This is a genomic window from Streptomyces sedi, assembly GCF_006335015.1.
Classification (GTDB): domain Bacteria; phylum Actinomycetota; class Actinomycetes; order Streptomycetales; family Streptomycetaceae; genus Streptomyces; species Streptomyces sedi.
Genome location: NZ_VDGT01000011.1, coordinates 32,825 through 48,705, shown reverse-complemented (window position 1 = coordinate 48,705; position 15,881 = coordinate 32,825). Strand labels below are relative to the sequence as shown.

Genomic DNA, 15,881 nt, shown 5'->3' with positions numbered 1-15,881 from the left:
GACTGCGGCCCGCCACAAATGCACCGCGCAGTTCCCCGCGCCCCCAAAGCCGCCCACCGGCCGAGAAGGGGCGCGGGGAACTGCGCGAGCAACCCACCACCGGGCCGAGGACGACACCCCACCCGGACCGGCAAGGTCAGTAGTCGCCCCCCGTCAAACCGACAGCGTACGCAGCGTCCGCGCCTCCCGGTTGCGGTCGGCCAGCAGCCCGTCCTCCGGGTAGGCGACTTCCTCCAGCGTCAGCCCGTGAGGCCGCACCACGTGCACCGCCGAGTCCCGCACTCCCCCGGCCAGCACCCGCGCCGGCCACTCCGGTGGCCGGTGGCCGTCCCCGACGAACAGCAGCGCGCCGACCAGCGCCCGCACCATGTTGTGGCAGAACGCGTCGGCCCGCACCGTGCCCTCGATCACGCCGTCCGCCCCCCGCGTCCAGTCCAGGGTGAGCAGCCGGCGAATGGTGGTCGCGCCCTCCCGGCGGCGGCAGTACGCCGCGAAGTCGTGCTCGCCGAGCAGCCGTGCCGACGCCTCGTTCATCGCCGCCACGTCCAGCGGCCAGTTGTGCCACAGCACGTGCCCGCGCCGCAGCGGGTCGACGCCGCCCGGGTGGTCGCTGACGCGGTACGCGTAACGCCGCCAGAGCGCGGAGAAGCGCGCGTTGAAGTGGGTCGGCGCCTCGGAGACCCGCCAGACCCGCACGTCGTGCGGCAGTCGCCCGGCGAGGCGCCGCAACAGCCGTTCCCGCTGCTCCTCCCAGACCTCGGCGGGCAGGTCCACGTGGGCCACCTGCCCGCGCGCGTGCACGCCGGCGTCGGTCCGGCCGGCCACGGTCAGCTCCCACGGGCGCTCGGCGCGCGTCACGACCCGCAGCGCGTCCTCCAGCTCCTCCTGCACGGTGCGCCTGCCGCGCTGCCGCGCCCAGCCGGAGAACTCCCGCCCGTCGTACGCCAGGTCGAGCCGCACCCGCACCCGTCCGGACTCGGGCTCCTCGCCCACGCCGCCTCCTCAACGCCGACGGGCCCGCACCCAGGCGGGGTGCGGGCCCGTCGAACCAGTCAGTCCGTCAAGCCGTCAAGCCATCAAGCCGTCAAACCAGAAACCCGGGGAAAACCGAGGGACTGAGTCGGAAGGACTCAGTCCTCCTTCTTCTCCTCGGCCTTCTCCTCGGCCTGCTCGTCCTTGGCCTCGGCCTCGGTGGCCTCGGCCTCGGTCGCGGCCGGCTGCTCGGCGGCGGTCTCCCGCTCCTTGGCCGCGCGACGGGTGGCGCCCTCGGCCTCGCCCACCGCGTTCTGCTGCACGGTCAGCGCCTCGACCAGCTCGATCACGGCCATGGGCGCGTTGTCGCCGCGGCGCGGGCCGATCTTGGTGATCCGGGTGTAACCGCCGGGGCGGTTCTCGTACCGGGGGCCGATCTCGGTGAAGAGGGTGTGGACCACGCTCTTGTCCCGGACGGTCTGCATCACCTGGCGACGGTTGTGCAGGTCGCCCTTCTTCGCCTTGGTGATCAGCCGCTCGGCCACCGGGCGCAGCCGGCGGGCCTTGGCCACCGTGGTGGTGATGCGGCCGTGCTCGAAGAGTGCGGTGGCGAGGTTCGCCAGCATGAGGCGCTCGTGGGCGGGGCTGCCGCCCAGCCTGCGGCCCTTGGTGGGCTGAGGCATGACTCTCTCCTGTCATCTCTGCACCGGCCGTGTCAGGTACCGGTGTCAGGTCGCCCGGGGCGGCTGCCCCGGAAGTCAACGGCGGTCCGGGGCGGTCACGTTCCGCCCCGGCACACGCTCAGTACTGCTCGGTCTCCGCGAAGCCGGTGTCGCCCTCGTCCTCGGCGCCGAACGCGTCGGCGGCGGTGGTCGGGTCGAATCCGGGCGGGCTGTCCTTCAGGGCCAGGCCCATGCCGGCCAGCTTCGCCTTGACCTCGTCGATCGACTTGGCGCCGAAGTTCCGGATGTCCAGCAGGTCGGCCTCGGAACGGGCGACCAGCTCGCCGACGGAGTGGATGCCCTCGCGCTTGAGGCAGTTGTAGGAGCGAACGGTCAGCTCCAGCTCCTCGATGGGCAGCGCCAGGTCGGCGGCGAGCGCGGCGTCCGTCGGGGACGGCCCCATGTCGATGCCCTCGGCGTCGACGTTCAGCTCGCGGGCCAGGCCGAACAGCTCGACCAGGGTCTTGCCGGCCGACGCCATGGCGTCCCTGGGCCGCATGGACTCCTTGGTCTCGACGTCGACGATCAGCTTGTCGAAGTCGGTCCGCTGCTCGACTCGGGTCGCCTCCACCTTGTAGGTGACCTTGAGCACCGGGCTGTAGATGGAGTCGACCGGGATGCGGCCGATCTCCTGGCCGACCTGCTTGTTCTGCACCGCGGAGACGTAGCCGCGACCGCGCTCGACGGTCAGCTCCATCTCCAGCTTGCCCTTGTTGTTCAGGGTGGCGAGCACCAGGTCGGGGTTGTGCACCTCGACACCGGCCGGCGGCGCGATGTCGGCGGCGGTCACCAGGCCGGGGCCCTGCTTGCGCAGGTACATCACCACGGGCTCGTCGTGCTCCGAGGAGACCACGAGCTGCTTGATGTTGAGGATCAGGTCGGTGACGTCCTCCTTGACCCCCGGCACGGTGGTGAACTCGTGCAGGACCCCGTCGATCCGGATGCTGGTGACCGCGGCACCGGGGATCGAGGAGAGCAGCGTGCGCCGCAGGGAGTTGCCGAGGGTGTAGCCGAAGCCCGGCTCCAGCGGCTCGATGACGAACCGGGAACGGAACTCGTCCACGACCTCTTCGGTCAGGGAGGGACGCTGAGCGATCAGCATGAGGTGAACTCCAGTCTTCGGCACCCGCTATTTGATGCCGAGCCAGACGATGTGTGCGAAAGAACCGCCAGAGAACGGGGGTCTCCCCCCAAGGGTACGGTCGTCGCCGAGTGAGCTGGCCCACCCGGCGACGACCGCTGTGACCCGTGTCACCACGGGTCACCCGAGTTACTTCGTTACTTCGTTACTTCGTTACTTCGAGTACAGCTCGACGATCAGCTGCTCCTGCACCTGGGTGTCGATCACCTGGCGCTCGGGCAGCGAGTGGACCAGGACGCGGAGCCGCGCGGGCACCGCCTCCAGCCACGCCGGAACGGTCTTGTCGCCGGCCTCGGCCTGCGCGACCTGGAACGGGGTCAGCTCCCGCGAGGACTCCCGCACCTCGACGATGTCGCTCGGCGACACACGCGCGGAGGGGATGTCGGTCTTCCGGCCGTTCAGCAGGATGTGACCGTGCCGGACCAGCTGACGGGCATGGTCGCGGGACTTGGCGAAACCCGCGCGGTAGACCACGTTGTCGAGACGGGACTCCAGGATGCGGAGCAGGTTCTCACCCGTCTTGCCGGACTGGCGGTTGGCCTCGTTGTAGTACCCCCGGAACTGCTTCTCCAGGATGCCGTAGATGCGCGCGCACTTCTGCTTCTCGCGCTTCTGCAGCAGGTACTCGCTGTCCTTGGTGCGCCCGCGTCCGTGCTCACCCGGGGGGTAAGGACGGATCTCGATCGGGCACTTCGCGCTCTCGCACTTAGCTCCCTTGAGGAAGAGCTTCTGCTTCTCCCGACGGCAACGCTTGCAGTCGGCCCCGGTGTAACGCGCCATTGTCTTGGTGTCTCCTACTTCTGCTGGCTCAGACGCGGCGGCGCTTGGGCGGGCGGCAGCCGTTGTGCGGGGTGGGGGTGACGTCCTGGATGGACCCGACCTCCAGGCCGGTGGCCTGGAGCGAACGGATCGCGGTCTCCCGGCCGGAGCCGGGGCCCTTCACGAAGACGTCCACCTTGCGCATCCCGTGCTCCTGCGCGCGCCGAGCGGCGTTCTCCGCGGCCATCTGGGCGGCGAACGGCGTCGACTTACGCGAGCCCTTGAAGCCGACGTGGCCGGCGGAGGCCCAGGAGATCACGTTCCCGGTCGGGTCGGTGATCGAGACGATCGTGTTGTTGAACGTGCTCTTGATGTGAGCGTGCCCGTGAGCGACGTTCTTCTTTTCCTTCCGGCGCACCTTCTTGGCGCCGGCCGTACGGCCCTTTGGAGGCATAGAGGTGTCTCACTCCCGTGGAGGTGGTCGGTCCTGCCAGTGACGGACCGGTGGTCTACGTCCTGGCGGACTACTTCTTGCCCGGCTTCTTCTTGCCGGCGATCGCGCGACGCGGGCCCTTGCGGGTGCGGGCGTTGGTCCTGGTCCGCTGGCCGTGCACGGGCAGACCGCGGCGGTGACGCAGCCCCTCGTAGCACTGGATCTCGACCTTGCGCCGGATGTCGGCCTGGATCTCCCGGCGGAGGTCACCCTCGGTCTGGATGTTGTTGTCCACGTACTCGCGGAGCTTGACGAGGTCCTCCTCGGCAAGGTCGCGCACGCGGGTGTCCGGGCTGACGCCCGTGTTGGCCAGGGTCTCCTTGGCCAGGGTCCGGCCGATGCCGAAGACATAGGTGAGGGCGACCTCGATGCGCTTCTCGCGCGGGAGGTCAACGCCTGCGAGGCGTGCCATGTATGTGGCTCCTGATGATTGCTCGGAGGTCTGCCGCAGCACCGTTCCCGTAAGACTCGAAGGGCTTACGAGCCGGGTCCCCGGCCTCCGACCGGGGGTGTCGTCCCCGCGCTGAGCGAGGGGTCGGGTGTCTGCGTCTCTTGTTGTCGCTCGCGTCGCGGCGAAGCTGCGGGGTCGTGCGGTGCGTCAGCCCTGGCGCTGCTTGTGGCGCAGGTTCTCGCAGATGACCATGACTCGCCCGTGGCGGCGGATCACCTTGCACTTGTCGCAGATCTTCTTGACGCTCGGCCTGACCTTCATGGACTGAGGCTCTCCGGGTCTCGATCTGACTCTTGGGTTCTACTTGTAGCGGTAGACGATCCGCCCGCGCGTCAGGTCGTAGGGAGACAGCTCCACCACGACCCGGTCGTCGGGAAGAATACGGATGTAGTGCATCCGCATCTTGCCGCTGATGTGCGCGAGGACCTGGTGCCCGTTCTGGAGCTCCACCTTGAACATCGCGTTCGGGAGAGACTCGACGACCGTGCCCTCGATCTCGATGGCCCCTTGTTTTTTGGCCATGCTTGAGCGCTTCACCTTCCGGGATCGGCTACCTGGATGGTCCTGGGCAGACGGGTGCGCCAGGACCGACGTGTCAGTCTACGACGCCCCACCCGAAAAGACGAATCGGTGATTCATTCCCCAGGAGGGAGATCATCATGCCAAGGGATCGGGAGCGACCGTCACGCCCAGCGCCGCCAGCCGTGCCTTGCCGCCGTCCACGGCCGTCAGCACCAGGGGGCCCTGCTCGGTGATCGCCACCGAGTGCTCCCAGTGCGAGGCCCAGGTGCCGTCGTTGGACTTGACCGTCCACTCGTCGGCCAGCACATGTGTCTTGGGGGTGCCCAGGGTCAGCATCGGCTCGATCGCCAGGCAGAAGCCGGGGACCAGCTTCGGGCCGCGCCCGCGCCTGCGGTCCACGTAGTTCAGCAGGTGCGGGTCCATGTGCATCTCGCTGCCGATGCCGTGCCCGCCGTAGCCCTCGACGATCCCGTACTTGCCGCTGGCCGGCTGCGGCTGGCGGCGGATGTGGCTCTCGATGGCGCGGGAGACGTCGACCAGCCGGTTGCCCTTGCGCATCGCGGCGATCCCGGCCCACAGGGAGTCCTCGGTCACCTTGTTGAGCGCGGCCAGCGGGGCCGGCCGCTCGGTCTCGGCGTCGCCCCCGACGAAGACGGTGATCGCGGCGTCCGCGTGCCAGCCGTCGATGATGGCGCCCGCGTCGATCGAGAGCAGGTCGCCGTCCTTCAGCACCGTCTTCTCGTCGGGGATGCCGTGCACCACCACGTCGTTGACCGAGGTGCAGATGTTGCCGGTGAAGCCGCCGTAGCCCAGGAAGTTGGGCTTGGCGTCGTGGTCGGCCAGCGTCTGGGCCGCGACGCGGTCCAGATCGGCGGTGGTGGCCCCCGGCACGGCGGCCTCGGCACACCTGCGGTGTATCTCGGCCACCACCAGACCCGCGGCCCGCATCCGGGCGATCTGCTCCGGGGTCTTGATCTCCACCATCGGAAGGTTCCTTTCCCACGCCGGCCTCGGGCCGGCCGTCAGCCGGCCCCCTGGCCGGCGGTCACCAGCGGCGTCGACTCAGCCGAGGCCGGGCAGAACCGCCAGGGCCCGCCTGGTCACCTCGGGCACCGGGGCGAGGGCCGAGATCGTGGAGACCAGGCCCTGCGCACGGTAGTAGTCGATGATCGGCTCGGTCTCCTCGTGGTAGACCGCGAGCCGCTTGCGGACCGTCTCCGCCTGGTCGTCGTCCCGCTGGTACAGCTCGCCGCCACAGATGTCGCAGACGCCCTCCGCGCGCGGCGGGTTGTACTCCACGTGGAAGACGTGGGCACTGTCCCGACGGCACATCCGGCGGCCGGCGATCCGCTTGACCACCTCGTCCTCGGGGACCTCAAGGTCCAGCACGGCGTCGAGCTTCTGCCCGGCCTCGGCCAGGGAGGCGTCGAGCGCCTTCGCCTGGCCGATGTTCCGCGGGAAGCCGTCCAGCAGGAAGCCCGCCTGGGCGTCCTCCTGCGCCATCCGATCCGCGGCCATGGCGATGGTCAGCTCGTCGGGGACGAGCCCACCCTCGCGGAGGATGGACTCGACCCGCTGCCCCAGCTCGGTGCCCTCGCTGATGTTGGCCCGGAAGAGATTGCCGGTGGAGATGTGCGGGATGGAGAGCTGCTCGGCCAGGAGTGCGGCCTGAGTACCCTTGCCCGCGCCCGGCGGACCGACGAGGACGATGCGCATCAGCGGAGGAACCCTTCGTAATTTCGCTGGTGGAGCTGGCTCTCGATCTGACGAACGGTCTCCAGGCCGACACCCACGATGATCAGGATCGAGGTGCCGCCGAACGGGAAGTCCTGCTGGGCGTCGAACATGATCAGAGCCAACGTGGGCACCAGGGCGATCAGGCCGAGGTACAGCGAACCAGGCCAGGTGATCCTGTTCAGCACATAGCTCAGATATTCGACCGTAGGCCGGCCCGCCCGAATACCCGGGATGAAACCACCATACTTCTTCATGTTCTCGGCCACGTCTTCAGGGTTGAAGGTGATGGCCACGTAGAAGAAGGCGAAGAAGACGATCAGCAGGAAGTAGGTGATGATGTAGTACGGGTGGCTACCGCCGGCGAAGTACCGCTCCACCCAGTCCGTCCAGCCACCGGAGTCGTTGCCGGCGAACTGCACGAGCAGTTGCGGGATGTAGAGCAGCGACGAGGCGAAGATCACGGGGATCACGCCGGCCTGGTTCACCTTGAGCGGGATGTAGGTCGAGGTGCCGCCGTACGAGCGGCGACCGATCATGCGCTTGGCGTACTGCACCGGGATGCGGCGCTGGGCCAGCTCGACGAAGACGACCAGGCCCACCATGGCCAGACCGCACGCGACCACGGTGCCGAACTCGATCCAGCCACCGGCCAGGCTGCCCTGCTGCTTGATCTGCCACAGCGAGGCGGGGAAGCCCGCGGCGATCGAGACGAACATCAGCATGGACATGCCGTTGCCGATGCCCCGGTCGGTGATCAGCTCGCCCATCCACATGATGAGGGCGGTGGCCGAGGTCAGCGCGACGACCATCACCAGCGTGGTGAAGATCGAGTCGTCGGGGATGATGTCGTTGGCCACCGTGCACTGCGGGAACAGGGTGCCACTGCGCGCCGTCGCGACCAGGCCGGTGGCCTGGAGCACCGCGAGGGCGATCGTCAGATACCGGGTGTACTGGGTGATCTTCGCCTGCCCGGACTGGCCCTCCTTCTTCAGGGCCTCAAGCCGCGGGATGACCACCACCAACAGCTGGAGGATGATGCTCGCCGTGATGTACGGCATGATCCCCAGGGCGAAGACGGTGAGTTGCAGCAGCGCACCGCCGCTGAACATGTTGACGAGGCCGAACAGCCCTGAGCCGGCGCCCGCTTCGGCCTCTTTCACACATTGATCGACGTTCTGAAAGCTGACCCCTGGCACTGGCACGTGCTGGCCCAGCCGGAACACCACGACGATGCCCAGGGTGAAGAGCAGCTTTTTACGCAGATCAGGCGTTTGGAACGCCCGGGCGAACGCGGTGAGCACGGCTCCTCCTGCACCCCCCTGCGGCCACGCGGGAGGTTAGGGTTTTGAAGTCCAACGGATATGACAGTTCAGGTCAGGCGGCGACACAACGACCGCCACCTTACCGGCGGATGGGCCCGGCCGGAACGACTGACCGGGGATGCCCGCTGACAGGCATCCCCGGTCACTCAGCTAACCAACCGATGTTCCACCGGCTTTCAGGACAACTCGGTCACGGAGCCACCGGCCGCGACGATCTTCTCCTTGGCGGAGGCGGAGACGGCGTCAACCGTCACCGTCAGCGCCACCGAGATCTCGCCGCTGCCCAGCACCTTCACGAGCTCGTTCTTGCGCACCGCGCCCTTGGCGACCAGGTCCGCCTTGGTCACCTCGCCACCCTCAGGGAAGAGGGAGGCCAGGCGCTCGACGTTGACGACCTGGAAGTTCTTGTGGGCGGGGTTCTTGAAGCCCTTGAGCTTGGGCAGCCGCTGGATCAGCGGGAGTTGCCCACCCTCGAAGCCGACACGCACCTGGTAACGGGCCTTGGTGCCCTTGGTGCCGCGACCCGCGGTCTTGCCCTTCGACGCCTCACCACGACCCACACGGACCTTGGACTTCTTGGCACCGGGGGCCGGCCTGAGGTCGTGCAGCTTCAGCGGGCTGTCCGACGCGTTTCCCTTGGCGAGGTCCGCCATCTCAGTCCACCTCCTCGACCGACACCAGATGCCGCACGGTCTTGGCCATGCCACGGATCTCCGGCCGGTCCTCCTTGACCACCACGTCGTTGATCCGCCGCAGCCCGAGGGAGCGCAGCGTCTCGCGGTGGTTCTGCTTGGTCCCGATGCGGGACCTGACCTGGGTGATCTTCAGCTGCGCCATCACGCACCCACCCCGGCGCGGGCACGCAGCAGGGCGGCCGGCGCCACGTCTTCGAGGGGCAGACCGCGGCGGGCCGCGATCTCCTCGGGACGCTGGAGGCCCTGAAGCGCGGCCACCGTGGCGTGCACGATGTTGATCGGGTTCGACGAGCCGAGCGACTTGCTGAGCACGTCGTGGATGCCCGCGCACTCCAACACGGCGCGCACCGGGCCACCGGCGATCACACCGGTACCGGGCGAAGCCGGCTTGAGCAGCACCATCCCGGCCGCCTCCTCACCCTTGATCGGGTGGGGAATCGTGCCCTGGATGCGGGGGACCTTGAAGAAGTGCTTCTTCGCGGCCTCCACGCCCTTGGCGATGGCGGCCGGCACCTCCTTGGCCTTGCCGTAGCCGACACCGACGGTGCCGTCGCCGTCGCCCACCACGACCAACGCGGTGAAGCTGAAGCGGCGACCACCCTGAACTACCTTGGCGACGCGGTTGATCGCGACGACGCGCTCGACGTACGCGGTCTTCTCGGCGGACGAGCCACCGTCCCGACCCTTACGATCCCGCCGCTCGCCACCGGCGCCGCCACCGCGACGCTGGGGTCCAGCCATTGGAATTACCTCTCTCGAATCTTCGGACGGGACCGGCTCAGAACTTGAGCCCGGCCTCGCGGGCGGCATCGGCCAACGCGGCCACCCGGCCGGCGTACTTGTTGCCACCGCGGTCGAACACGACGCTCTCCACACCCGCGGCCTTGGCCCGCTCGGCGACCAGGGCGCCGACCTGCTTGGCCTTGTCGCTCTTGGCGCCGTCGACGCCACGGATGGAGACGTCGAGCGACGAGGCCGAGGCGACCGTGTGACCGGCGGCGTCGTCCACGATCTGCGCCACCATGTGGCGGTTGGACCGGGTCACCACCAGACGCGGACGCTCGGGCGTGCCCGAGATCTTCTTGCGGATGCGGATGTGCCGCCGCTTGGTCGCCACCCGCTTGCGGGCGTCGCCCTTGGCGATCTTGACACCGTATGCCATGGCTACTTACCAGCCTTTCCGACCTTGCGGCGGATGACTTCGCCCTCGTACTTCACGCCCTTGGCCTTGTACGGGTCGGGCTTCCGCAGCTTGCGGATCTTCGCCGCGACCTCGCCGACCTTCTGCTTGTCGATGCCCTCGACGCTGAAGCGGGTGGGCGACTCGACCTTGAAGGCGATTCCCTCCGGGGGCTCCACCAGGATCGGGTGGCTGTAGCCGAGCGAGAACTCCAGGTTGGAGCCCTTCGCCTGGACGCGGTAGCCAACGCCGCTGATTTCGAGCTTCTTGACGTATCCCTCGGTCACACCGGTGACCATGTTGGCCACCAGGGTGCGCGAGAGGCCGTGCAGCGCGCGATTGCGGTTCTCGTCGTTGGGCCGGGAGACGACGATCTGGCCGTCCTCGCCCTTGACCACCTCGATCGGCGCGGCGATGGCCTGCGACAGGTTGCCCTTGGGGCCCTTCACCGCGACCGTGGCGCCATCGATGGTGACGTCCACGCCGGCGGGAATCTGGATGGGCATCTTGCCAATACGTGACATGGCTGTCCTCCGTTCCCTTCCGTCACCAGACGTAGGCGAGGACTTCCCCGCCCACGTTCTTCTTCTGAGCCTGCCTGTCGGTCAGCAGGCCGTTCGACGTGGAGATGATCGCCACGCCCAGGCCGCCAAGCACGCGCGGGAGCGCGGTCGACTTGGCGTAGACCCGCAGCCCCGGCTTGGAGATGCGCTTGATGCCAGCGATCGAACGCTCGCGGTTCGGGCCGTACTTCAGCTCCAGAACGAGGCTGGTGCCCACCTGGGCGTCCTCGGTCTTCCAGCCGGTGATGTAGCCCTCCTGCTGGAGGATCTCCGCGATGTGCGACTTCAGCTTGCTGTGCGGCATCACCACGGTGTCGTGATAAGCCGAGTTCGCGTTACGCAGACGGGTCAACATGTCTGCGATCGGGTCGGTCATGGTCATGAAACGGCCTTGGGCCTCTCTCGCCGGGGTTTCCGCAGGCTCCCCGGGATGCGGGGAGCCTGCCGGACCTACGGCGTAGTCGTTGTTACCAGGAACTCTTGGTGACGCCCGGCAGCTCGCCACGGTGCGCCATCTCACGCAGGCACACGCGGCACAGGCCGAACTTCCGGTACACCGAGTGCGGCCGGCCGCAGCGCTGGCAGCGGGTGTACCCACGCACCGAGAACTTGGGCTTGCGGGCGGCCTTGGCGATCAGAGCCTTCTTCGCCACGCTTACGCCTCCTTGTTTCGATACTCAGCCATCGTGCGACGCCTCAGGCTTCCTTGAACGGGAATCCGAGGTGACGCAGCAGGCTGCGGCCCTCGTCATCGGTCGGGGCCGTGGTGACCACGGTGATGTCCATGCCGCGAACCCGGTCGATGCGGTCGGGGTCGATCTCATGGAACATGACCTGCTCGGTCAGGCCGAAGGTGTAGTTGCCGCGCCCGTCGAACTGCTTCGGCGACAGGCCGCGGAAGTCACGGATCCGCGGCAGCGCCAGCGACAGCAGACGGTCGAGGAACTCCCACATCCGGTCGCCGCGCAGCGTCACGTGCGCGCCGATCGGCTGACCCTCGCGCAGCTTGAACTGCGCGATGGACTTGCGGGCCTTGGTCACGGTCGGCTTCTGGCCGGTGATCGTGGCGAGGTCGCGCACGGCGCCCTCGATCAGCTTGGAGTCGCGGGCGGCGTCGCCCACACCCATGTTGACCACGATCTTGGTCAGGCCCGGCACCTGCATGACGTTGCCGTAGGCGTACTCGTCACGCAGCTTGCCGACGATCTCTTCGCGGTACCGCGTCTTGAAACGCGGTGCGGTGCTGGTGGCAGTGGTCATCAGATGTCCTCACCGGTCCGGCGTGCGACGCGGATCTTGGTGCCGTCCTCGTCGAACCGGTAGCCGACCCGGGTGGTGACCTTCTTGCCGTCCTGCTCCACGACCAGCTGCACGTTGCTGACATGGACGGGGGCCTCGGTGGTGATGATGCCACCGGTCTTGGAACCACGCGCGGTCGTACCGGCCTTGGTGTGCTTCTTGACCCGGTTGACACCCTCGACCAGGACGCGGTCCTCGCGCGGGAAGGCCACGATGACCTTGCCCTGCTTGCCCTTGTCCTTGCCGGTGATGACCTGAACCAGGTCGCCCTTCTTGATCTTCATCGGTTACAGCACCTCGGGGGCGAGTGAGATGATCTTCATGAACTTCTTCTCGCGCAGCTCACGCCCGACCGGGCCGAAGATGCGGGTACCCCGGGGGTCACCGTCGTTCTTGAGGACGACGGCGGCGTTCTCGTCGAAGCGGATGTACGAGCCGTCCGGGCGGCGGCGCTCCTTGACGGCGCGCACGATGACCGCCTTGACGACGTCACCCTTCTTCACGTTGCCACCGGGGATCGCGTCCTTGACGGTGGCGACGATGACGTCACCGATGCCCGCGTAACGGCGTCCAGAGCCACCGAGGACGCGGATGCAGAGGATCTCCTTCGCACCCGTGTTGTCGGCGACGCGCAGTCGCGACTCCTGCTGGATCATGGGTTACTTCGCCTTCTCCAGAATCTCCACGACGCGCCAGCGCTTGGTCGCGGACAGCGGACGGGTCTCCATCAGAAGAACGCGGTCGCCAACGCCAGCCGCATTCTGCTCGTCGTGGGCCTTCAGGCGGCTGGTACGGCGGATGATCTTGCCGTACAGGGCGTGCTTGACCCGGTCCTCGACAGCGACGACGACGGTCTTGTCCATCTTGTCGCTGACCACCAGGCCCTCGCGGGTCTTCCGCCGGCCGCGCTCGGTCGTCGTCTCAGTCACAGTCTTCTCACTCATCAGGCGTTCTCCACCGCCTCGGCCTCGACCGGCTCCACCGACTCGATGCCCAGCTCGCGCTCGCGCATCAGGGTGTAGACCCGGGCGATGTCCTTGCGGACGGCCTTCAGCCGGCTGTTGTTCTCCAACTGTCCGGTGGCCGCCTGGAAGCGGAGCCTGAACAGCTCCTCCTTCGCCTCGCGCAGCTTCTCAACCAGCTCCTGGTTGTTCAGCTCGCGCAGCTCGGAGGTCTTGGTACCGGCTGCCATCACGCCTCACCTGCCTCGCGCCGGACGATCCGGCACTTCATCGGAAGCTTGTGCGCGGCGCGGGTGAGCGCCTCACGGGCAATCTTCTCGTTCGGGAACGACAGCTCGAACATCACGCGTCCGGGCTTGACGTTGGCCACCCACCACTCGGGCGAGCCCTTACCGGAACCCATGCGGGTCTCGGCCGGCTTCTTGGTCAGCGGACGGTCCGGGTAGATGTTGATCCACACCTTGCCGCCACGCTTGATGTGCCGGGTCATCGAGATACGAGCGGCCTCGATCTGCCGGTTGGTGACGTACGCACCGGTGACGGCCTGGATGCCGTACTCACCGAAGGAGACCTCGGTGCCGCCCTTGGCGGCGCCGCTGCGCTTGGGGTGGTGCTGCTTGCGGTACTTGACCTTGCGAGGGATCAGCATGGTCAGCTCTCCCCTCCGGCGGAGCCGGTCGACTGGGTGGAGCCGCCGGCGCCCTCGGAGGCCGGAGCGGCCGGGGCGGCTTCGGACTTCGGCGCCTCGGTCGAGGGAGCGCTCTGCTGCTGCGGCCTGCGGCCACGGCCTCCACGCTCGCCACGGCCACGGGCCGGACGGTCACCGCCGGCGCCACCACCGCGCGCGGGGCGGTTGCCCGCCCGGGCGGCGGCGTTCTCGGCGCGGACCTCGGCGATGTTCTTCACGTCGCCCTTGTAGATCCACACCTTGACGCCGATGCGGCCGAAGGTGGTACGGGCCTCGAAGAAGCCGTAGTCCACGTTGGCGCGCAGCGTGTGCAGCGGGACGCGACCCTCGCGGTAGAACTCGGAACGGGACATCTCCGCCCCGCCGAGCCGGCCACCACACTGGATCTTGATGCCCTTGGCGCCCGCCTTCATCGTGCTCTGCATCGACTTGCGCATCGCACGACGGAAGGAGACGCGGGAGGACAGCTGCTCCGCGACGGCCTGGGCCACCAGCTGGGCGTCCAGCTCCGGGTTCTTCACCTCAAGGATGTTGAACTGGATCTGCTTGCCGGTCAGCTTCTCCAGGTTGCCCCGGAGGCGGTCGGCCTCGGCGCCCCGGCGACCGATCACGATGCCGGGCCTGGCGGTGTGGACGTCGACGCGGACCCGGTCACGGGTGCGCTCGATCTCCACCTTGGAGATGCCGGCCCGCTCCATGCCCTGCGTGAGCATCCTGCGGATCGCGACGTCTTCCTTGACGTAGTCCTTGTACAGCTTGTCGGCGTACCAGCGCGACTTGAAGTCGGTCGTGACGCCGAGCCGGAACCCGTGCGGGTTTACCTTCTGGCCCATTACCGGGTTCCTTCCTTGCTGCCGAGGACCACGGTGATGTGGCTGGTCCGCTTGCGAATCCGGTACGCGCGTCCCTGCGCGCGCGGCCGGAACCGCTTCAGCGTCGGGCCCTCGTCGACGTACGCCTCTTTGACGTACAGGGTCTCGGCGTCCGGGTGGTTGTGGTTGTGCACGGCGTTGGCGATGGCGCTGTCCAGCACCTTGCCCACCGGCACCGTGGCGGACTGCGGGGCGAACCGCAGGACCGCCTGCGCCTCCGTGGCGTCAAGGCCACGGATAAGGTCCACCACGCGGCGGGCCTTCATGGGCGTGACACGGATGTACCGCGCCTGGGCCCTGGCTTCCATGGTCGTCCCTTCGGTCTTGGTAGGGGAGTTCGTCATGATTCACAAACCCCGCTCAGCGCCGACGCGACTTGCGGTCGTCCTTCACGTGCCCACGGAAGGTACGGGTCGGCGCGAACTCGCCGAGCTTGTGGCCCACCATCGACTCGGAGACGAACACCGGCACGTGCTTGCGGCCGTCGTGCACGGCGATCGTGTGGCCCAGCATCGCCGGGACGATCATCGAGCGACGAGACCAGGTCTTGATGACGTTCTTGGTACCCGCTTCGTTCTGCGCGTCCACCTTCTTGATCAGGTGGTCGTCGACGAAGGGCCCCTTCTTGAGACTGCGCGGCATCGACCTGCTCCCTAGCGCTTCTTGTTCGTCTTGCGGCGGCGGACGATGTACTTGTTGCTGGCCTTCTTCGGCGAGCGCGTACGGCCCTCCTTCTTGCCCCAGGGCGAGACCGGGTGGCGACCACCCGAGGTCCGGCCCTCGCCACCACCGTGGGGGTGGTCGACGGGGTTCATCACGACGCCACGCACGCTGGGCCGAACGCCCTTCCAGCGCATCCGGCCGGCCTTGCCCCAGTTGATGTTGGACTGCTCGGCGTTGCCGACCTCGCCAACGGTGGCGCGGCAGCGGACGTCGACCAGCCGGATCTCACCGGAGGGCATCCTCAGGTGGGCCATGCGGCCCTCCTTCGCCAGCAGCTGCACCGAGGCACCGGCGGAGCGGGCGAACTTGGCGCCGCCGCCGGGCTGGAGCTCGATGGCGTGGATGACCGTACCCACGGGGATGTGGCGCAGCGGGAGGTTGTTGCCGGGCTTGATGTCGGCGCCGGCGCCGTTCTCCACGCGGTCGCCCTGCTTCAGGTGGGCGGGCGCGATGATGTACCGCTTCTCGCCGTCCGCGTAGTGCAGCAGCGCGATGCGGGCGGTGCGGTTCGGGTCGTACTCGATGTGCGCGACCTTGGCCGGCACACCGTCCTTGTCGTGCCGACGGAAGTCGATGACGCGGTAGGCGCGCTTGTGGCCACCACCCTGGTGGCGGACCGCGACGCGTCCGGCGTTGTCCCGGCCACCCTTGCTGTGCAGCGGGCGGACCAGCGACTTCTCCGGCGTGGACCGCGTGATCTCGACGAAGTCGGCGACGCTGGAGCCACGACGGCCCGGCGTCGTCGGCTTGTACTTGCGGATTCCCATTTCTTAGTCCTCG

General features: G+C 68.0%; 28 protein-coding genes. All 28 read right to left on the bottom strand.

Annotated elements, in window-relative coordinates; all coding sequences use genetic code 11:
• Positions 1-153: 153 nt before the first annotated feature.
• Positions 154-993, bottom strand: coding sequence for a tRNA pseudouridine(38-40) synthase TruA (truA, locus tag FH715_RS15915; protein WP_139645763.1), 840 nt, complete (start codon positions 991-993; stop codon positions 154-156).
• Positions 994-1,130: 137 nt separating this feature from the next.
• Positions 1,131-1,655 carry a 50S ribosomal protein L17 gene (rplQ, locus tag FH715_RS15910; RefSeq protein WP_139645761.1) on the bottom strand — a complete coding sequence of 175 codons (525 nt, stop codon included), beginning with the start codon at positions 1,653-1,655 and terminating at the stop codon, positions 1,131-1,133.
• 118 nt (positions 1,656-1,773) lie between these two features.
• A complete protein-coding gene (locus FH715_RS15905; protein WP_097230413.1) occupies positions 1,774-2,796 on the bottom strand; it encodes a DNA-directed RNA polymerase subunit alpha in 1,023 nt (340 codons plus the stop codon).
• Positions 2,797-2,988: 192 nt separating this feature from the next.
• Positions 2,989-3,615 (bottom strand): 30S ribosomal protein S4, encoded by a 627-nt coding sequence (gene rpsD, locus FH715_RS15900; RefSeq protein WP_139645760.1) that lies wholly within the window; start codon positions 3,613-3,615, stop codon positions 2,989-2,991.
• Between the two features lie 28 nt (positions 3,616-3,643).
• Entirely contained in the window at positions 3,644-4,048 is a 405-nt protein-coding gene (rpsK, locus tag FH715_RS15895) for a 30S ribosomal protein S11 (RefSeq protein ID WP_016473404.1), read from the bottom strand.
• Positions 4,049-4,118: 70 nt separating this feature from the next.
• Complete coding sequence (gene rpsM / locus FH715_RS15890; RefSeq protein ID WP_139645758.1) at positions 4,119-4,499, bottom strand: 30S ribosomal protein S13; 381 nt, start codon at positions 4,497-4,499, stop codon at positions 4,119-4,121.
• Between the two features lie 186 nt (positions 4,500-4,685).
• Positions 4,686-4,799, bottom strand: coding sequence for a 50S ribosomal protein L36 (gene rpmJ / locus FH715_RS15885; protein WP_049567412.1), 114 nt, complete (start codon positions 4,797-4,799; stop codon positions 4,686-4,688).
• A 39-nt stretch (positions 4,800-4,838) separates the two neighbouring features.
• Complete coding sequence (infA, locus tag FH715_RS15880) at positions 4,839-5,060, bottom strand: translation initiation factor IF-1 (protein WP_003948620.1); 222 nt, start codon at positions 5,058-5,060, stop codon at positions 4,839-4,841.
• A 135-nt stretch (positions 5,061-5,195) separates the two neighbouring features.
• Positions 5,196-6,044 (bottom strand): type I methionyl aminopeptidase, encoded by an 849-nt coding sequence (gene map / locus FH715_RS15875; RefSeq protein WP_139645755.1) that lies wholly within the window; start codon positions 6,042-6,044, stop codon positions 5,196-5,198.
• Positions 6,045-6,122: 78 nt separating this feature from the next.
• Positions 6,123-6,776 (bottom strand): adenylate kinase, encoded by a 654-nt coding sequence (locus tag FH715_RS15870; RefSeq protein WP_139645753.1) that lies wholly within the window; start codon positions 6,774-6,776, stop codon positions 6,123-6,125.
• Entirely contained in the window at positions 6,776-8,098 is a 1,323-nt protein-coding gene (gene secY / locus FH715_RS15865) for a preprotein translocase subunit SecY (RefSeq protein ID WP_139645751.1), read from the bottom strand. The genes FH715_RS15870 and secY overlap by 1 nt, the downstream gene beginning before the upstream one ends.
• 197 nt (positions 8,099-8,295) lie before the next feature.
• Positions 8,296-8,772, bottom strand: coding sequence for a 50S ribosomal protein L15 (rplO, locus tag FH715_RS15860; protein ID WP_139645749.1), 477 nt, complete (start codon positions 8,770-8,772; stop codon positions 8,296-8,298).
• A gap of 1 nt (position 8,773) precedes the next feature.
• Positions 8,774-8,956 carry a 50S ribosomal protein L30 gene (rpmD, locus tag FH715_RS15855; protein WP_139645748.1) on the bottom strand — a complete coding sequence of 61 codons (183 nt, stop codon included), beginning with the start codon at positions 8,954-8,956 and terminating at the stop codon, positions 8,774-8,776.
• Positions 8,956-9,555 carry a 30S ribosomal protein S5 gene (gene rpsE, locus FH715_RS15850; RefSeq protein WP_139645745.1) on the bottom strand — a complete coding sequence of 200 codons (600 nt, stop codon included), beginning with the start codon at positions 9,553-9,555 and terminating at the stop codon, positions 8,956-8,958. Before rpsE ends, rpmD begins: the two co-directional genes overlap by 1 nt.
• 37 nt (positions 9,556-9,592) lie before the next feature.
• A complete protein-coding gene (gene rplR, locus FH715_RS15845) occupies positions 9,593-9,976 on the bottom strand; it encodes a 50S ribosomal protein L18 (protein WP_139645743.1) in 384 nt (127 codons plus the stop codon).
• Between the two features lie 2 nt (positions 9,977-9,978).
• Positions 9,979-10,518, bottom strand: coding sequence for a 50S ribosomal protein L6 (rplF, locus tag FH715_RS15840; protein ID WP_139645741.1), 540 nt, complete (start codon positions 10,516-10,518; stop codon positions 9,979-9,981).
• A 22-nt stretch (positions 10,519-10,540) separates the two neighbouring features.
• A complete protein-coding gene (gene rpsH, locus FH715_RS15835; RefSeq protein WP_139645739.1) occupies positions 10,541-10,939 on the bottom strand; it encodes a 30S ribosomal protein S8 in 399 nt (132 codons plus the stop codon).
• Between the two features lie 85 nt (positions 10,940-11,024).
• Entirely contained in the window at positions 11,025-11,210 is a 186-nt protein-coding gene (locus FH715_RS15830) for a type Z 30S ribosomal protein S14 (protein ID WP_097230640.1), read from the bottom strand.
• A gap of 43 nt (positions 11,211-11,253) precedes the next feature.
• Positions 11,254-11,817, bottom strand: coding sequence for a 50S ribosomal protein L5 (gene rplE / locus FH715_RS15825; RefSeq protein ID WP_139645736.1), 564 nt, complete (start codon positions 11,815-11,817; stop codon positions 11,254-11,256).
• The gene (gene rplX, locus FH715_RS15820) at positions 11,817-12,140 is read right to left on the bottom strand and encodes a 50S ribosomal protein L24 (RefSeq protein ID WP_097230400.1); all 324 of its coding nucleotides are present in this window, start codon (positions 12,138-12,140) and stop codon (positions 11,817-11,819) included. Before rplX ends, rplE begins: the two co-directional genes overlap by 1 nt.
• Positions 12,141-12,143: 3 nt before the next feature.
• Complete coding sequence (rplN, locus tag FH715_RS15815) at positions 12,144-12,512, bottom strand: 50S ribosomal protein L14 (protein ID WP_097230399.1); 369 nt, start codon at positions 12,510-12,512, stop codon at positions 12,144-12,146.
• Between the two features lie 3 nt (positions 12,513-12,515).
• Positions 12,516-12,800 carry a 30S ribosomal protein S17 gene (gene rpsQ / locus FH715_RS15810; RefSeq protein ID WP_097230398.1) on the bottom strand — a complete coding sequence of 95 codons (285 nt, stop codon included), beginning with the start codon at positions 12,798-12,800 and terminating at the stop codon, positions 12,516-12,518.
• Positions 12,800-13,048 (bottom strand): 50S ribosomal protein L29, encoded by a 249-nt coding sequence (rpmC, locus tag FH715_RS15805; protein ID WP_097230397.1) that lies wholly within the window; start codon positions 13,046-13,048, stop codon positions 12,800-12,802. The genes rpsQ and rpmC overlap by 1 nt, the downstream gene beginning before the upstream one ends.
• The gene (gene rplP, locus FH715_RS15800; RefSeq protein WP_062207475.1) at positions 13,048-13,467 is read right to left on the bottom strand and encodes a 50S ribosomal protein L16; all 420 of its coding nucleotides are present in this window, start codon (positions 13,465-13,467) and stop codon (positions 13,048-13,050) included. Before rplP ends, rpmC begins: the two co-directional genes overlap by 1 nt.
• A 2-nt stretch (positions 13,468-13,469) precedes the next feature.
• Positions 13,470-14,339 (bottom strand): 30S ribosomal protein S3, encoded by an 870-nt coding sequence (gene rpsC, locus FH715_RS15795; RefSeq protein WP_139645735.1) that lies wholly within the window; start codon positions 14,337-14,339, stop codon positions 13,470-13,472.
• Entirely contained in the window at positions 14,339-14,686 is a 348-nt protein-coding gene (rplV, locus tag FH715_RS15790) for a 50S ribosomal protein L22 (protein ID WP_139646026.1), read from the bottom strand. Before rplV ends, rpsC begins: the two co-directional genes overlap by 1 nt.
• 52 nt (positions 14,687-14,738) lie before the next feature.
• Positions 14,739-15,020 carry a 30S ribosomal protein S19 gene (gene rpsS, locus FH715_RS15785; RefSeq protein ID WP_097230393.1) on the bottom strand — a complete coding sequence of 94 codons (282 nt, stop codon included), beginning with the start codon at positions 15,018-15,020 and terminating at the stop codon, positions 14,739-14,741.
• A gap of 11 nt (positions 15,021-15,031) precedes the next feature.
• Complete coding sequence (gene rplB / locus FH715_RS15780) at positions 15,032-15,868, bottom strand: 50S ribosomal protein L2 (RefSeq protein WP_097230392.1); 837 nt, start codon at positions 15,866-15,868, stop codon at positions 15,032-15,034.
• Between the last annotated feature and the right edge of the window lie 13 nt (positions 15,869-15,881).

Excerpts from the sequence above, each read along its gene's own strand:
- rplO (WP_139645749.1), bottom strand. The coding sequence starts at position 8,772 with ATGGCGGACCTCGCCAAGGGAAACGCGTCGGACAGCCCGCTGAAGCTG.
- rplE (WP_139645736.1), bottom strand. The coding sequence starts at position 11,817 with ATGACCACTGCCACCAGCACCGCACCGCGTTTCAAGACGCGGTACCGC.
- rpsE (WP_139645745.1), bottom strand. The coding sequence starts at position 9,555 with ATGGCTGGACCCCAGCGTCGCGGTGGCGGCGCCGGTGGCGAGCGGCGG.
- infA (WP_003948620.1), bottom strand. The coding sequence starts at position 5,060 with ATGGCCAAAAAACAAGGGGCCATCGAGATCGAGGGCACGGTCGTCGAG.
- rplP (WP_062207475.1), bottom strand. The coding sequence starts at position 13,467 with ATGCTGATCCCTCGCAAGGTCAAGTACCGCAAGCAGCACCACCCCAAG.
- rpsM (WP_139645758.1), bottom strand. The coding sequence starts at position 4,499 with ATGGCACGCCTCGCAGGCGTTGACCTCCCGCGCGAGAAGCGCATCGAG.
- rplR (WP_139645743.1), bottom strand. The coding sequence starts at position 9,976 with ATGGCATACGGTGTCAAGATCGCCAAGGGCGACGCCCGCAAGCGGGTG.
- map (WP_139645755.1), bottom strand. The coding sequence starts at position 6,044 with ATGGTGGAGATCAAGACCCCGGAGCAGATCGCCCGGATGCGGGCCGCG.
- FH715_RS15870 (WP_139645753.1), bottom strand. The coding sequence starts at position 6,776 with ATGCGCATCGTCCTCGTCGGTCCGCCGGGCGCGGGCAAGGGTACTCAG.
- rpsC (WP_139645735.1), bottom strand. The coding sequence starts at position 14,339 with ATGGGCCAGAAGGTAAACCCGCACGGGTTCCGGCTCGGCGTCACGACC.
- rpsS (WP_097230393.1), bottom strand. The coding sequence starts at position 15,020 with ATGCCGCGCAGTCTCAAGAAGGGGCCCTTCGTCGACGACCACCTGATC.
- rpmD (WP_139645748.1), bottom strand. The coding sequence starts at position 8,956 with ATGGCGCAGCTGAAGATCACCCAGGTCAGGTCCCGCATCGGGACCAAG.
- FH715_RS15905 (WP_097230413.1), bottom strand. The coding sequence starts at position 2,796 with ATGCTGATCGCTCAGCGTCCCTCCCTGACCGAAGAGGTCGTGGACGAG.
- rplN (WP_097230399.1), bottom strand. The coding sequence starts at position 12,512 with ATGATCCAGCAGGAGTCGCGACTGCGCGTCGCCGACAACACGGGTGCG.
- rpmC (WP_097230397.1), bottom strand. The coding sequence starts at position 13,048 with ATGGCAGCCGGTACCAAGACCTCCGAGCTGCGCGAGCTGAACAACCAG.
- rpsQ (WP_097230398.1), bottom strand. The coding sequence starts at position 12,800 with ATGAGTGAGAAGACTGTGACTGAGACGACGACCGAGCGCGGCCGGCGG.
- rplQ (WP_139645761.1), bottom strand. The coding sequence starts at position 1,655 with ATGCCTCAGCCCACCAAGGGCCGCAGGCTGGGCGGCAGCCCCGCCCAC.
- rpsK (WP_016473404.1), bottom strand. The coding sequence starts at position 4,048 with ATGCCTCCAAAGGGCCGTACGGCCGGCGCCAAGAAGGTGCGCCGGAAG.
- rpsD (WP_139645760.1), bottom strand. The coding sequence starts at position 3,615 with ATGGCGCGTTACACCGGGGCCGACTGCAAGCGTTGCCGTCGGGAGAAG.
- rpmJ (WP_049567412.1), bottom strand. The coding sequence starts at position 4,799 with ATGAAGGTCAGGCCGAGCGTCAAGAAGATCTGCGACAAGTGCAAGGTG.
- rplB (WP_097230392.1), bottom strand. The coding sequence starts at position 15,868 with ATGGGAATCCGCAAGTACAAGCCGACGACGCCGGGCCGTCGTGGCTCC.
- rplV (WP_139646026.1), bottom strand. The coding sequence starts at position 14,686 with ATGGAAGCCAGGGCCCAGGCGCGGTACATCCGTGTCACGCCCATGAAG.
- rpsH (WP_139645739.1), bottom strand. The coding sequence starts at position 10,939 with ATGACCATGACCGACCCGATCGCAGACATGTTGACCCGTCTGCGTAAC.
- rplX (WP_097230400.1), bottom strand. The coding sequence starts at position 12,140 with ATGAAGATCAAGAAGGGCGACCTGGTTCAGGTCATCACCGGCAAGGAC.
- rplF (WP_139645741.1), bottom strand. The coding sequence starts at position 10,518 with ATGTCACGTATTGGCAAGATGCCCATCCAGATTCCCGCCGGCGTGGAC.